The organism is Mesomycoplasma ovipneumoniae, assembly GCF_024758565.1.
Classification (GTDB): domain Bacteria; phylum Bacillota_I; class Bacilli_A; order Mycoplasmatales; family Metamycoplasmataceae; genus Mesomycoplasma; species Mesomycoplasma ovipneumoniae_B.
On record NZ_CP079199.1, the window covers coordinates 758,636 to 774,599 of the forward strand.

The 15,964-nt window shown below is 28.8% G+C and carries 12 protein-coding genes and 1 tRNA gene; 8 read left to right on the top strand and 5 right to left on the bottom strand.

Annotated features, from left to right (window positions below):
• Positions 1-31: 31 nt before the first annotated feature.
• The 8 genes from KW512_RS02815 (at position 32) to KW512_RS02850 (ending at position 9,374) form a co-directional block, all read left to right on the top strand.
• Positions 32-1,024, top strand: a complete 993-nt coding sequence (locus KW512_RS02815; protein WP_258841304.1) for a ribose-phosphate pyrophosphokinase — start codon at positions 32-34, stop codon at positions 1,022-1,024.
• Between the two features lie 18 nt (positions 1,025-1,042).
• On the top strand, positions 1,043-1,651 hold the full coding sequence (gene rsmG, locus KW512_RS02820) for a 16S rRNA (guanine(527)-N(7))-methyltransferase RsmG (protein ID WP_258841305.1): 609 nt from the start codon (positions 1,043-1,045) through the stop codon (positions 1,649-1,651).
• Between the two features lie 76 nt (positions 1,652-1,727).
• Entirely contained in the window at positions 1,728-1,943 is a 216-nt protein-coding gene (locus KW512_RS02825) for a hypothetical protein (protein WP_010321075.1), read from the top strand.
• A 250-nt stretch (positions 1,944-2,193) separates the two neighbouring features.
• On the top strand, positions 2,194-3,963 hold the full coding sequence (locus KW512_RS02830; protein ID WP_258841306.1) for a cation-translocating P-type ATPase: 1,770 nt from the start codon (positions 2,194-2,196) through the stop codon (positions 3,961-3,963).
• A gap of 1,043 nt (positions 3,964-5,006) precedes the next feature.
• A complete protein-coding gene (locus KW512_RS02835; protein WP_258841307.1) occupies positions 5,007-7,943 on the top strand; it encodes an AAA family ATPase in 2,937 nt (978 codons plus the stop codon).
• Between the two features lie 83 nt (positions 7,944-8,026).
• A complete protein-coding gene (gene rpmG, locus KW512_RS02840; protein ID WP_258841308.1) occupies positions 8,027-8,179 on the top strand; it encodes a 50S ribosomal protein L33 in 153 nt (50 codons plus the stop codon).
• Between the two features lies 1 nt (position 8,180).
• A complete protein-coding gene (locus tag KW512_RS02845; RefSeq protein WP_258841309.1) occupies positions 8,181-9,215 on the top strand; it encodes an aminopeptidase P family protein in 1,035 nt (344 codons plus the stop codon).
• An 83-nt stretch (positions 9,216-9,298) separates the two neighbouring features.
• Positions 9,299-9,374, top strand: a tRNA-His gene (locus tag KW512_RS02850).
• Positions 9,375-10,124: 750 nt separating this feature from the next.
• Here KW512_RS02850 and KW512_RS02855 read toward each other — a convergent pair.
• The 5 genes from KW512_RS02855 to KW512_RS02875 all read right to left on the bottom strand — a co-directional run bounded on the left by KW512_RS02855 (position 10,125) and on the right by KW512_RS02875 (position 15,629).
• Entirely contained in the window at positions 10,125-11,129 is a 1,005-nt protein-coding gene (locus KW512_RS02855) for an alpha-ketoacid dehydrogenase subunit beta (protein ID WP_258841310.1), read from the bottom strand.
• Entirely contained in the window at positions 11,129-12,253 is a 1,125-nt protein-coding gene (gene pdhA, locus KW512_RS02860; RefSeq protein WP_258841311.1) for a pyruvate dehydrogenase (acetyl-transferring) E1 component subunit alpha, read from the bottom strand. The genes KW512_RS02855 and pdhA overlap by 1 nt, the downstream gene beginning before the upstream one ends.
• A gap of 139 nt (positions 12,254-12,392) precedes the next feature.
• On the bottom strand, positions 12,393-12,908 hold the full coding sequence (locus KW512_RS02865; protein WP_010321082.1) for an adenine phosphoribosyltransferase: 516 nt from the start codon (positions 12,906-12,908) through the stop codon (positions 12,393-12,395).
• Positions 12,909-12,926: 18 nt separating this feature from the next.
• Positions 12,927-14,510, bottom strand: a complete 1,584-nt coding sequence (locus KW512_RS02870) for an APC family permease (RefSeq protein WP_258841312.1) — start codon at positions 14,508-14,510, stop codon at positions 12,927-12,929.
• A 72-nt stretch (positions 14,511-14,582) separates the two neighbouring features.
• Positions 14,583-15,629 (bottom strand): hypothetical protein, encoded by a 1,047-nt coding sequence (locus KW512_RS02875; protein WP_258841313.1) that lies wholly within the window; start codon positions 15,627-15,629, stop codon positions 14,583-14,585.
• Between the last annotated feature and the right edge of the window lie 335 nt (positions 15,630-15,964).

Here is a 15,964-nt window from a genome sequence, read left to right on the forward strand (position 1 = left end):
ATTCTAAATAAAAAAATAAACAAGGCGAAAAATGAACATAGATATAAAGAAAAGCGTAATTCTTTTTGGAATGGAAAATTCACTAGATTTAGCAAGAAAAATTTCAATTCAAACTGGAATTCCGCTCTCAGGGATTGAACGCACAGTCTATGCTGATGGCGAAGTTTTGCTAAAATCTAATGAAACTGTTAGAAATTCAACAGTTTTTGTTATTGCAAATACATCAAGACCAGTTAATGAAAATATAATGGAACTTTTAATTTTCATTGACTCTTTAAAGCGGGCTTATGCCCAAGAAATTGTTGTGGTTCTTTCATATTATGGTTATGCTAGACAAGATCGAAAATCATCCGGAAGACAACCAATTACTGCAAAATTAGTAGCTAATTTACTTGAAAAAGCAGGTGTAACTAAACTAATTTTAGTTGATATTCACAACCCAAGTATTCAAGGGTTTTTTGATATTTCAGTCGATGAACTTCATGGCCAATATATTCTTGCAAACGAACTTGTTGGCAAAAACAAAGATTATGTTGTTGTAACCCCAGATCATGGTGGCGCTGTTAGAGCTAGAATTTTAGCAGAAATTTTAGGAAAACAAACAAATGTTGCCGTTATTGACAAGCGAAGAACCGGCACAAATCAAACTGAAGTTCTAGGATTAATTGGAAACGTTGAAAATAAAGATTGCATTATAATTGACGACATTATCGATACAGGTGGAACTATAATAAATGCCGCAAATGTTGTTAAACAAAAAGGTGCAAAATCAGTAATTTTAGCAGCAACACACGGTGTTTTTAGCCACGGATTTGACAAATTTCAAGAAAATGAAAATATTGACAAGGTAATAATTACTGATTCAATCGATAATAGACAACTTGTAGAAAAATTTGATAAATTACTAGTTACATCTTTAGCTGAATTTTTGTCAAAAAGTATACTAGCATGCATCCATTCAAAATCAATTACAAGTATTTATGAGGAAATTAAGGAAAAATTAATTTCAGCAAACAAAAATTAAAATATTTTCAATGTTTTTATGTATAAAGAAAAAGTAAAGTCACTTGTTGATTTAGATGTATTTGAAAAACTTGAGCAATACGTAAAATTAATCGAATTTTATAATCAAAAATTTAATTTAACTGGTTTTTCAGGGGATGTTCTTTGAAAAGAAGGCATCCTTGAGTCCATTGTTACAATGAATTTTATAAGAAATTTTTTGAAAAAAGAAAACATTTCAGAAAAGCCAAGAATTTTAGATATTGGAGCTGGTGTAGGTTTTCCTTCAATTCCGTATTTAATTTTTGATCCAAAAATAGACTTGACTATCTGCGAGTCTATGCAAAAAAGATGCCAATTTTTAAAAAAAGTATCCGAAACTCTGGGAATTAAATTTAATTTAGTTTGTAAATCAGTCCAAGAAATTCAAAACAACAATTTTGATCTTGTGACAGCCCGAGCAGTTGCAAATCTAGAAAAACTCGATAAAATTATTAATAAAATCAAGGCTAAAAATACAATATTTGCATTTATTAAAGGACCTAAAATTTTTGAAGAACTCAAAAATTGCAAAAATTGCGATTATCAGGTAGTAGAATTCGCTAATAATCTTGATAAAAAAATTTTTATAGCATTTAAAAAAATATAAAAAATTTAATATACTTATAATTATTTTTTATTGTAAAATTATGTCTTAATTGATAATTTTAAGTAAAGGAATTAAAATGAAAACTACAAGATATTTTAGCATTGATATTAAATGCGCAAGCTGCAAGGTGGTTTTTGAAAAACTATTTGAAAATTTGGAAGATTTTCAATGGAGTGCAAATATCAGTGCAAAAGTTTTGAAAATTATTGCTGATGAAGAAAAATATCCTGACGAATTTATTAGTGAAAAATTAACTTCTGTTGGTTATGCAAGTGAAAAAATCGACGAATAATAGAAAATTTTTCGTTGACTCTAAACAAAAGGCAAAAATAAAAATATTTATTGAGTTATTAATTTTTATTTTTGCCTTTTTTTCTTTTATTTTTGATACTTTAAATAATTATAAAGTTTTAAATTTTAGTCACGATCACAAAATTCATCTAATTTTAGCGTCAATTTTGTTTTTCTTTGCATTTTTAGTTATCTTTCTAGAAAAAAAATATTTTTTAGCATACAAAAACCTTTTAAGAAAAATTTTTACAATGGAATTGCTAATAGCGATTGCAAGCCATGTTTCATTTATTTATTCTGCAATTTCATTTTTGTATAAAATAAGTACTGGTGACAAAATTAGTATGGAATTTTTTGAAGTTTCAATTATTCTGTTCTTATTTTTTAATGCTGGAAAATATCTTGAGGAAAAACTACAAAAAAAATCAAGTTCAGATTTTCAAGGAATACTAAAATTAAAAAATCGCTATTCATATATAATAGTTGATGGCAAAAAAGAACAAATTTTAACTAATAAAATTACTCCTGGTAGTATTGTTTTTGTCCCAAAAGGTGAAGTTATTCCAACTGATTCAACCCTAAATTCTGATTTTGCAACTATCGACTACTCGTCAATTAACGGTGAATCTTTGCCGATTGAATTTGTTAAGAATCAAGAAATCTTGTCTGGAAGCATCAATATTGGCGAACCGATTTACCTAACTTCTACAAAAAAAGCGCAAGATTCATTTTTAATGCAAACAATTAACAGATTAGAGTCAATTTTTGAAACTCCTTCCAAAATTGAAAGAGTTTCAACTAAAATAGTTTCACTTTTTACCCCAACTGTTTTAATTTTGTCATTTTTAGCTTTTGCAATCTGAGTCATAATCGGTTATTCACTTGGAGATTTTGAAAAACTTTATACTGGTTTTACGCCTCCGCGAAATTCTCATCCATTTTATGTTGGCGCTCATATCGGAGTTGCTGTTTTGGTAATTTCTTGTCCTTGTGCTTTTGGAATAGCCGCGCCGATGGCCATTTATTCTTCTTCGATTTTGGCCTCAAAAAACCGAATTTTATTTGCAAATTCAGAGATTTATGAAAAAATTATTACCACAAAAACAATAATTTTTGACAAAACAGGAACTCTAACTGAAGGAAGACCAAAAGTTGTTGAATTTCAAGGTGATTCAAGTTTTTGTCCTTTAATTAAGGAAATGGCGCAAAATTCTAAACACCCAATTGCACTTTCAATTCATAATTTTTTACCAGAACATCAAGAAAAATTTGACAATTTTAAGGTTAGCGAAATTCCTGGTCAAGGTTTGGAACATATTGATTCAGATTCAAATAAATATAGCCTTATTTCTCATGAGTTTGCAAAAAATAATAATTTTTTGATTGATGATAGTTTCAACTTTGATAAACTAGGAAATTACACAGTTTTTGCTAAAAATGATAGAGTTATTGCCGCTTTTTTAATAATTGATCAAGTTAAAGAAAGTGCAAAAAAAGTTGTTAAAAAATTTCAATCTCAAGGGATAAATTGCATTATTGCTTCAGGAGATAATCCAAAAAATGTTGAAAATGTGGCAAAAATATTGGGTATAAAGCAATTTTATGCAAATTTAAAACCTAATGATAAGTTTGAATTAGTAGAAAAATTAAAAAAAGATACCCCAATTATTTTTGTAGGTGATGGGCTAAACGATATTTTGGCATTAAAATCCGCTGATCTTTCAATCGCTTTTGAAAGTGGTTCTAACCTTAGTAATTCGATTGCTGATATTTCCTTATTTGAAACAGATCTTGTTATGGTTTATAAATCACTTGAAATTATCAAAAAAACTAATAAATTAGTTAAATTAAATTTTTTGTGAGCAATTTTATTTAATTCGCTTTTCATACCTTTAGCATTTTTAGGTTTTATAAATCCAGTTTTTTCAATGTCATTAATGTTGTTTTCATCAATTTTCCTTATTGTTAACACAATTATTTTCAAAAAAAGACATCAGAAGTTCCTCGAAAAAGCTATTTAAAATTTTTATTTTTGTATTTGTCAAACTTACTTGTTTCCAAAATTATCTTAAATTAACCTATGAATTCATAGGTTTTTTTATGCTTTCTAGATTAAAAATTATTCTTTAGCTTTTCGAAAATAATATAAAAACTCCTGAGTTTCCCAGTTTGATGGATAAAATTCGCTTTTTAGCGAATCTAAATAGCAAAAATATCGGTAAATCCTTGTTTTTTGAGCCTAAAATCCTAATTTTTACTAGTTTAAAATTAACCTTTTGCAAAAAAAAAAAAAAATGCTTGGTCTAAGAAAAAATTATGTTATAATTAATCTCACTTAAGAATAATTAATAAATTGGATATTAGAATTAAGGGGGAATTAGTTATGTTTTTTGCATGATAAAATCAGAAAATGCGAATTATCCATTATATTTTTAAATATGATGGAATGCCTTAAATTTAACCGTTTAGAAATCTATAAATTTAGGGCTTTTAATTATTGTTCTTTCAAAACTTCATATATTTTTTTAGGCTCAATGCAAATAAAAACGAGTTTTCTATTTGCATTGAGTTTAAATATTAGTTTTATTTTTATGATTTTTGTTAGTGTTTTGAACTAAAAAAGTAGTTTAAATATTCCATAATTTTGCTTTTTAAGCTAAAATTATAGCTTTTTTAGTTTGCTTTATTTGATTAATAAGTAGATTTTGCATTAATGAGTATTAGATTAAAATTCATTGTTTTGCTTTGATAGTTATCTTTCCTTAGTTTGCCAAAAAAGTTAAAAAACCGGACGCTTTTTAAGATATCCTATCAAACTACGAAACTCGCAAAAAAATTAGAGTTTTATTCTTGAATTAGTATTTATACTGTTTTATTTTCAAAGTTTCTAAGTTCTAATTATTTTTTAACAAACAAAAATTTAAAAAATTAGGAAAACAATGAATCATTTTATGACCACTAATGCAAAAAAAATGCTTTTTTTAGAGTTTTTTAGGATAAGTTTAATATAATTTACTTATTTTAAAAATTTAATTTATCAAGATTTATCAAGAAATACCAAATTATGAAGTTAATCAAAATTGAAATTGAAGGTTTTAAATCCTTCGCAGAACCCGTTAGCATCAAATTTGACGGTTCTATTGTTGGAATAATTGGACCAAATGGTTCAGGAAAATCAAACATAAATGATGCAATTAAATGGGTTTTAGGTGAAAAATCAGCAAAACAACTACGTGGATACAATATGGACGATGTTATTTTTGCTGGTTCAAAAACAGTTGCTCCTGTTGAAAAAGCGATGGTAAAATTAACATTTAGTGATGAAAGTCGTGAAGATTCTGCCCAAATTTTTACAATTTCACGACTTATTAAAAGAGGCCAGGGTTCTAATGAATATTTTTATAATGACCAACCAGTTCGATATAAAGATATCCGTAATTTAGCAATCGAGGCTGGAATTTCAAAGTCATCACTTGCAATTATCTCTCAAGGTACAATTTCTGAAATTGCCGAGTCAACTCCTGACCAAAGAAAACTTGTAATTGAAGAAGTTGCCGGAACTTCCAAGTACAAAAATGACAAACAAGAAGCTATTGTAAAACTTGATCAGACCCTTATGGGTATTGAAAAAATTGAAATTCGTGTAAAAGAGCTTGAAAGTCAAGCAAAACAACTTGAAAAACAAGCAAAAAATGCCAAAATATATTTAGAAAAATCAAAACAATTAGAATCAGTTGAAGTTGGATTAATTGTTAGTGATATCAAAAAGTTTCAAACTGAGTTAGAAAAAATTGACGAGCAATTATCACGCCTTAAATTTGAAGAGCCTAAATTTGCAAGTGAAATTGAATCTAATGAAAGAATAATAAATGACAATGTCCAAAAAAGAACACAAGCTGATTTAAAAATTACTGAAAAAATCAATCAAATAAGCGATCTTAAAAGCGAAATTAGCAATATAAGTTTAACCTATGCTAAAATGACACAACTTCAGGAGATGATATTATCCCAGCAAATTAATGTTAATTTTGAACAAAAAATGACTGCTTTAAAGCAAAGGTATGAACAAATTCTAGTTGAAAAAGATAATTTTTTCAACCTAATTAGTCAAAACAAACAAACAAAATCAGAAGTTGTTGAAAAAATTGCTGGTCTAAGTGCCAAAAAATCTGAAATTGACTCAAAATTAAGTAGTTTAAATTCAGAAAAAATTATAAGTCAAACACAAATTTTTGAACTGCAAAAAACACTTGAATCTAGGTCTTTTTTGCCCAAAGGTACAAAGGTAATCGTTGAAAATAGTCATCTTTTTTCAGGTTACTGTGGTCTTGTTTCTGATTTAATTAAAATTCCACAAAAATATACAGATGCAATTGAAACAGCTCTTGGCTCAAGTTTGAAACAAATTGTTGTTGAAAAACCAGAAAATGCCGTTGATGCGATTAATTTTTTGAAAAAAAATCACGCCGGAAGTGCAACATTTATCCCACTTTCAACATTAAAACCACGATTTATTCCTGATTTGTATTTAACTCACCTTCAGACTCAAGAGAGTTTTATTGGAATTGGTTCTAATTTGGTAAATTATGAGAAAAAATACCAAATTTTAGCTGATTTTTTGCTTGGTGGTGTTATTGTTAATGATAAAATCGACAATGTTAATAAAATTTCTAAATTTGTTGATCATAAATTTGTTGTTGTCACTTTAGATGGAGATATTGTCCGCACAAGTGGTATAATTTCCGGTGGTTTTAAACAAAAAAATGATTCAGTTCATTCTTTGGAATTAAGAATTAATGACCTTAAAAATAAAGTGAATTTTTTTGACAAAAAAATTCAAGAATTTAAGGTAGAATCTAATAATCTTGAACAAAATATTAACAAAGAATCTTACTTTTTGCAGCAAACTGAAATTTCTCTTGATGAATTAGAAAATAAATATAATGCTGCAAAAAATGAGCTTGACAAAATTAGAATTGAAAATGAAGGAATTGAAGCTGTATCTCAAAGTGATGAAATTGATTCAAAAATTAACGAAACTTTAAAACAAAAAATTGAACTTGAAAATTCAATTGCAACCCTTGAATCTGAACTCAAAATTTTAAACCGCGAAAAACAAGAATATGACTCGCAAATTTCTAAATTAACAGTTTTAGTTCAGCAACTCAATCAAAGTCAGCGAAATGTTAATGCCGAATTGAACAAAAATCAAACAAGTAAAGAAAAATATGAGTTTCTTTTAACTAATCTAAAAACCACTTTATCACAAAAATATAATCTCACTTTTGAATCAGCGCTTGAAACACACCGATTAGAAATTGAAACTCAAGATGCCCATGATCTTGTTAATAGTTTAAATTCGGAAATAAAAGCGCTAGGTAATATAAATCTTGATGCAATTGAAGATTTTCAAACCACATCAAATCGGCTTGAAAAATTAAAAACAAGCCAACACGAACTTGAAGTGGCTAGGTCAAAAATTTTAGAAGTAATTTCTGACCTTGACAAAATTATAATCGCAAAAACTCAAGAAATTGTTGACCTTGTAAATTCTGAATTTAACTTAGTTTTTCAAAATATGTTTGGTGGTGGAAGTGCTAAAATTTACTTTAGTGACAAAAATGATATTTTGAATTCTGGAATTGAAATAAGTGCTCAACCACCAGGCAAAACTATCAAAAATATCCGTCTTTTTTCAGGTGGTGAAAAAGCAATAATCGCAATTTCACTATTATTTTCAATTATAAAAGCCCGACCAATTCCACTTTGTATTCTTGACGAAGTTGAGGCTGCCCTTGATGAGGCTAACGTAATTCGTTATGTTGAATTTTTAAAGCAATTAAAACAAAAAACACAATTTTTAATTATCACTCACCGTCATGGAACAATGTCGCGCGTTGATCAACTTTTAGGAATTACAATGCAAAAACGTGGGGTTAGTTCAATTTTTTCTGTTGAACTTTCCAAAGCAAAAGAAATTTTAAAAGACGAACTTCAATAATTTTGCAATTTGTTGCTAACAAAAGCAAAATTATGTTATAATTATATATTTGCTAAGATTTTATATTTTTAAAAGGAGCCAAAATGGCAAGAGAAGGACTAACATTAAGATGCATTGATTGCAAAATGGAAAATTATATCACTAAAAAAAATAAAAAAACAAAGCCTGAAAAAATTGAAGTAAAAAAACATTGCCATAAATGCAACAAACACACTTTACACCGTGAGAAAAAATAATATGAATCCTAAGTATTTAAATAAAGCTTTTGAAGAAAATAATTTAGATGTTATAATTTCATTTTCTTACCAAACTCGCCTTTGATTGACAAAAGTTTCAGCTACTGATGGTCTTTTATTTATCCAAAAGAGCGATTCTTATTTGTTTGTTGATGGCCGTTATATTGAAGTAGCCCAAAAAAATGCTAAAAATTGTCAAGTTTTACTACTTACAAAGCAAAATCTTGAAAACTTTTTAACCCAGAAAAAATATCTCCGAATTGGAGTCGAAGCTGAATATTTAACAGTTGAACAACTCAATAAAATCAAACAGTGATTCCCTACTTCTGAGATTATCAATTTATCAGCCCAACTTTTTCGAATTATTAAAACTGACGAAGAAATTCAAAACATCCAAAAAGCAGTTAATATTTCGCTTGAAGCTTATAGCAAAATTTTGCCAAAAATTCAACCAGGATTAACTGAAAAATCAATTGATATTGAACTAAATTATCAAATGAAATTACTTGGGGCTGAAAAAGAATCTTTTGATTCAATAATTGCAACCGGTCCAAATTCAGCAATGCCTCATTGAAGAGCTAGTTCTGCAAAAATTCTTGACAACGATCTTCTAAAAATTGATTTTGGCGCTCTTTATAATGGTTATTGCGCTGATATTACTAGAACTTCATATCTTGGAAAACTTGATTCAAAAAAACAGGAAATTCTTGAAATAGTCAAAAAAGCTGCAGAATTAGGGCGTAAAAAAGTTGCTCCTGGTGTTAAGGCATCAGAAATTGACAAAGCTTGCCGTGATTATATTAGCCAAAAAGGTTATGGTCAATATTTTGTTCATTCAACCGGTCACGGAGTTGGAATTGATATTCACGAATTGCCTGTTGTTAGTGCTAATAGTGATACAATTTTAGAGCCAGGAATGGTTATAACTGTTGAACCTGGAATATATATCCCTGGACTGGGTGGTGCTCGAATCGAGGATGTTGTTCTTGTGACTCAAAATGGATTTAAAACACTTTCTCGCGAAGAAGAATCATAAAAAGCTTATTTTTTTTGCAATTAAAATTAGTAAAAAAAATAAAAAAATTAATTAAAAATATGTTATAATATTTAATTAATTTGGTGGATGTGGCGAAGTGGCTAACGCATCGGGTTGTGGTTCCGACATACGCGGGTTCGATCCCCGTCATCCGCCCCATTTCTTTAATAGACCAAAAACAAAACTAGACTTTAAGCGGTCTAGTTTTTTATATTTAGAATTTTTTCCTGAGTTTCGGGTTTGATGGCAAAAATTCACTTTTTAGGAATATAAATATGCAAAAATAACCGTAAATCCCAGTTATTTTTGCGCTCAAATCTTAATTTTTATTATTTTAAAAATAAGCTTTTGTAAAAAAAAAAAAAAAAAAATGCTTGGTCTAAGAAAAAATTCTGTTATAATAACTTTCACTAAGAATAAATTAATAAATTGTCGATATTGAATTAAGGGGGAATTAGTTATGTTTTTGTCATAAAAAAATCAGAAAATGCGAATTATCCATTGTATTTTTAAATATGATGGAATGCCTTAAATTTGACCGTTTAGAAATCTGCAAATTTATTGCTTTTAGTTATTGTTCTTTCAAAACTTCATATATTTTTTTAGGCTCAATTTAAATAAAAATGAGTTTTCTATTTGTATTGAGTTTAAATAGTAGTTATATTTTTTTATGATTTTTATTGTTTTATCCATAAATTGATTTTTGCCAGTGTTTTAAAATAGGTAATTAACTTTTGTCAAAAAAGTTAAAAAACCGCCCAACAAAACCGGACTTTTTTAAGATTATCTTATCAAACCTGGAAACTCGGGATTTTTTTCTGTTATAATAAAAAACCCTTAAAATCAAAGGACTTTATGATTTTAAGGGTTTATTTTAATGATTAGGAAAGTTTTTAAAGATGCAAATTATTAAGAGTTCATAATTTGACGAATTTTATCGATTATTTTTTCTTTTGTAATTGTGTGGAAATTTTCACCTTTTGCTAACGGAACAGTAATATCATATCCAGTAAGACGAGCAGGAGCTGCTTCTAAATATTCAAATGCTTTTTCGTTAACACGAGTTATAATTTCGGCTGAAACTGAAAAAGATTTAACAGCTTCGTGAACAACTAAAATACGTCCAGTTTTCTTAACTGATTCGATAATAGTTTCGGTGTCAACTGGCTTAATTGTTCTTAAGTCAATTAGCTCAACATCAACATCTTCAAGTCCAGGAGTTGAACTAAGAGCTTGAATAGCGGCGATTGATTCATGAACTTGAGCACCGTAAGTTACGAGTGTTAAGTCATTTCCTTCTTTAATTACATTAGCTTTTCCGATTGGAACTTCGTAAATTCCAGCAGGAACTTCTTGTTTAAATGCACGGTATATTTTTTTTGGCTCAAGAAATACAACTGGATCTGGGTCTTTAATTGCGGCAATTAAAAGACCTTTAGTGTCATATGGAGTTGAAGGCATAACAACTTTTACTCCAGGAATGTGGGCAAAAAGTGCTTCAATTGCTTCTGAGTGGTGCTCTAGAGCACGAACTCCACCTGCCATTGGCATTCTTAAAACCATTGGCACAGTAAACCGACCACGAGAACGGTTACGATAACGAACTGCGTGAGCAAAAAGCTGTTGAAAGGCAGGGAATGAAAAACCTTGGAATTGCATTTCCGCAATTGGACGTAACCCGGCAATGGCTGCTCCAACTGCAACACCACAAATAGATGCTTCGGCTATTGGGGCGTCTCAAACACGTTCAATTCCGTATTTTTTTTGTAATCCTTCAGTTGCACGGAAAACTCCACCTTCAAATCCAGCATCTTCTCCTCAAAGAACAACGCGAGGGTCTTGCTCCATCATTAAATCAATAGCATTTGTAACTGCACCGATATTATTTAGAGCGATTTTATCTGAATTTGCCATTATTTAGCTCCTTTAAAAAATTCGATTGCTTCTTGTTTTTGTTCTTCAAGTTCTGGAGGTAAGGTCTCGTATGTGTAATCGAAAATTTCTTCGATTGTTGAATCTAAACCAATTAGAGATTTTTCGTAAGTTTCTTTAACAACAGCTAAAGAATCATCTCAAATTTTTTGTTTTTCTTCTTCAGTTAAAATGCCACGATCAAACATGTATTTTTCAATACGGTGCATTGGCTCTCATTTTTCATGTTCTTTTTCTTCTTCTTCAGTTCGATAAATTCTTGGATTATCAGAAGAAGTGTGAACACCTTGGCGTCAAGTAACAAATTCAACAAGAACAGGACCATTTCCGGCACGAGCATAGTCCACTGCTTCTTGAATTACTTCGTAAGAAGCTAAAAGGTCATTTCCGTCAACACGAAGTCCTGGCATTCCTGCGGCTTTTGCTTTTGCAGCAATTGTTGAAGCAGCATTTTCGTATTTATTAGGTGTTGAAATTGCTCATTGGTTATTATTTACGCAAAATACAACAGGTCATTTTCAAATACTTGCAATATTTAGAGCTTCGTAAAATTCACCCTCAGCAGTTCCACCATTACCAATAAAACTCATTGAAACAATTTTTTTACCGGTTAATTTTGCAGCATAAGCGATTCCGGCAGCATGTGAAAATTGAGTTCCAATTGGAATGTTAATTGGTAAAACATTAACACCTTTAGGAATCACGTTTCCTTTTTCACTTCCGTTTCAGTATTGCATTTGATTTATCATTGGTACACCAAGATATAACATTGTCGCATTTGAACGGAAAGCAGGAACGAATCAGTCATCCTTTGTAAGCGCCATTCCTGAAGCAACTTGAAGAGCTTCTTCACCAAAGTTAGGGGCAAAAGTTAACATTCGACCTTGACGTTGAAGTTGGGTCATATAAACGTCTTGTTGACGTGATAAAACCATAAACTCATAGGCTTTTTTGATTTGATCAGCAGATAATCTAATATCTTTTTTCTCATCAATTTGGCCAAAAACAGTCGAAGTTAAGAGATTTCCATCAATATCGAGAAACCTAACCATTTCATGGTCTTTGTCCATAATTAGATCAGGTTTGACATAACGAAATTTTTCCATGAATCTCCTTTTTTTATAATTTTTTAACATTTTAAATTATAAACTCAAAAAAAACAAAAAAAATTTTTTAATTTGAGCTTACAATAAACATTATAACAAAATTTGAAAATTTTGTTACTTAATTTTTTAAGTCTAAAAATTACTTTATTTTAATGAGTGAAGTCACCTCATAATTTTCTAATTTTTTTCGACCTTCTAATTGTTCGAGCTCAATTAAAAAAATAATTTTTGAAACAATAGCTCCGGCATTTTCGATCATTTTTGTGATGGCATTCACGGTTCCTCCAGTTGCGAGCACATCATCAATAATAGCCACTTTTTGGCCTGGTTTGATCATTCCGGTTTGAACTTCTAAAATTGCAGATCCATATTCTAAATCATAGGCAAATTCTTCGACATCACCTGGCAATTTTCCGGCTTTTCTAACCATTATGAATGGTTTTGAAAGAAAAGCGGCTGTTGGTGTTCCGAATAAAAAACCTCGAGCATCTGGCCCAACAATTATATCAACATCCTTAGCAAGCGATGCCATTTCAACAATTGCATAATTTAAAGCTTTACCATTGGCAAGTAATGGCGAAATGTCTTTAAAACTAATCCCTTTTTTTGGGAAGTTTTCAACTGTGCGAATAAAATTTTCTAAGTTAATTTTCATAACTTTCTTATATTATATTTATAATTTACTTTTTTTAACAGTTTTTTTTATTTTTTTTGTTAAATAGGTTCAAAATACCGGAAAAACAGGCACAATTATAAATAAAATAAGAACAATAATTTTTGTAATTCTAGTTTTTAGAATTAAATTAAAATTTTCAATCTCAGGTTGATAAATCAAAATTGTAAAAAGATCGATAATCGGTACGACAACTGCGAACAATAAGATTAAAGAAATGCAAATTACGGAAATATAACCAAAAAACAGGAAGTATTTTTGTTTTTCGACAGTAATTTTTTTTGTTTTTCGATTTTTAATACAACCATAAATAGCAGCAGCAATTAGTAAAAAACTAATTAAGGCCGATCAATTTCCAGTAATATCAGCAAATGAATATAAATTATTTAATTTTTGACCATAAGTCCCGTATTCTTGATCATCAAAGCCAAAAACACCAATAAGTGTAAAAATAATTAGACACAAGACTGAAAAAATAGTTAAAAAATAAGTTGAAACAACAGGTTTATTTAAATTTAGATGTTTTTTTCACCTTTTGAGCAAAAAAAACTCATTTTTGGAAATTAATTCTTCAAGTGCGCGCGGTCCTCACAATGTAAAAACATTGATAATTCCAAGAAGACTAATTCCAATTAGTAAAAAAGTTGTCCCTAAAATTAATTTAATTGTAAGTGGCGACCAATTTAATTCATCTTTTGCAATATTAATAAATGAGGAAATTGAACCATCGCCAACAATTGAAGTTGCAATTGCAATAAAAAGATATATTATTGTCGTGATTCCAATTCCTAAAAGAATAGCAATTGGTGTTTTTTTAGGTTCTTTCATTTCTGATTGCAAACCAGCGGCAGTAAAAAATCCTTCATATGCAAAAAATATTCCAGCCATTGAAATTAAAACACCAACACCAGGTAAACTTGAGGAAATTGAAACTCCTTGAGTTTTTATTTTTTCAATACTTTCAAATTCAGGTTGAGGAAGAAGTTTGTTTGAACCACCTTGAAAATATAAAATAAATCCGACAATAACTGTCACAAAAATAGGGATAAATTTTGCAATTAAAATAATTTTATTATGAAATTCAGCGATTTTTGTGTTTAGACTAATTATAAAAAAGTAAATAATAATAACAATTGAAGCAACCAAAACAATTACTCAGTCAAATTTTATATTTCAATCGCTAGATGATTTAAGACCAAAAGCTGCAATTGCATCTTGCAAAATTTGCATAAAATAAACAGGAAGAACAAAATAAGTAAAGGGTAAATATAAATAAATTATGAAATTTTTTGAAATTTGAAAAAAACTCTCAGAATTAAATAGTTTATTTCAAATAATAACAGATAAATTTGATTTTTTTGTCGCAGATGAAATTTCAATTAATGCAATTGCCATGGCAACAATTGCAAAACAAGCAAAAATTCAACTTCCAATTGCAAGCCCAAGATTATAACCTGAGTTTTCAATAACGGCCTTGGATTTGAAAAAAATTCCTGCACCTATACTTGCACCAAGAACGATTAAAAGAGCACCAAAAAAGGTGATTTTCTGAGACTTGTTCTTTTCAAGCGTTCTTGTTGCCATATTTTCCCCTTCTTGAAGTTGGATGATATTATATCATATTTTTCAAAAAGTTCTATAAATTTAAAGCTTTTTTTAATCTTTAATCAATGGCAAAATATATTTTTTCACTAAATTTGTCTTGTCTTCTCCCATAATTGAAAAAGGCGAATCTATCCTAAATTCATCATATTTATCTTTTAAATTTTCTGTAAAGAATTGGAAAAATTTACCATAAGCTAACTGGTTATTTATATAAAGTTGGGGTTCATTTTGAAAAACATATTCAGAATTCATCGAATAGTGAATTTTAGGGTCAAAAAACTCTTTTAAAAATTGATTCATTTCTTTGACCAATGATTTCAAAGTTAAAAAATTATTTTCTTTAACAGTTTTTAGTTTTTCTTTAAGTGCTTTAATTTCTTGGTCAATTTTTTGGACTAATGTGGAAGAATCACTTTTTGCGGGTTTATTTTTTTCCTGCTCCTTTTCGGATTTGATTTTTAAGTTTTCTTTTTGTTCAAAAAGCTCATTAATTTGCTGACTTATTTTACTTTCTTCTTTTTTTGAGTCATCTAATTTTATAGCAAAATCAATGATTAAAATAATAATATTTCTCGTAAGCTCTTGGCTTAATTTAATAAAATATAAGTAAAATCTAGCAATATTTATGTGAAAAATTAATTTGACTGCCGGGTTTCATTGTCTTTTTTCAGCTATTAGTTTTTCTTCGATAAAAAGATGTTTTTCCTTATTTTTTAAAAATTCATCTAAACTTTTTGATTTATATATGCTTATTTGTTCTTCGTAAAATTTTTGATCATCTAAATTATTAATATTTAAGTCTGTTATATTAATAAGGCCTAAATTTTCGTCAAAATATTGGCCATCATCATTTGCGCCAAGATCTAAAGTTAGGTCAATATTTTTAATTTTTTCTTTTAAACTAAGAAAAAGAACCTTTTTTTGGCTAAAATCCATGTCACTATTAAATGTATTAAAAAATTGAACTAGAATTTCTTCAAGACCAAAATACGCTTTTTCATCAATTTGCCCAATTTTTAGCTCTTCAATTTTGCTTTGATCTAAAATCCCGCTAAATTTTGTCGTTGGTTTTGCTTGATTTTTTGGCAACCCTTTCATAATTGTCTCAAAAACAAAGGGTTTTAATTTATCTGTGCTACTTTTTAGTTTCCCATTGTTTTGTGAATGGATCGAGTTTATATTAATTTTAAAGCAACTTACAAATAAAAAAACAGGCAAAATCCAAGTTAATTTGAAAAAAAGCAAAATTTTAATATTTTTTTTGAGTTTATGCATTATAATATAAATTTACTGTTTTTATCTATATTTTTTTAAAACAGTGAAAAAAGCGATTTTTTTACTTTTTTTAGGAAAAAATCCAAATATAACTAATTTTAATTAGGTAGTTCGTTAAGCAAATTAAAAAAAATATTAAAAAAAAACTTTTTTTCTTT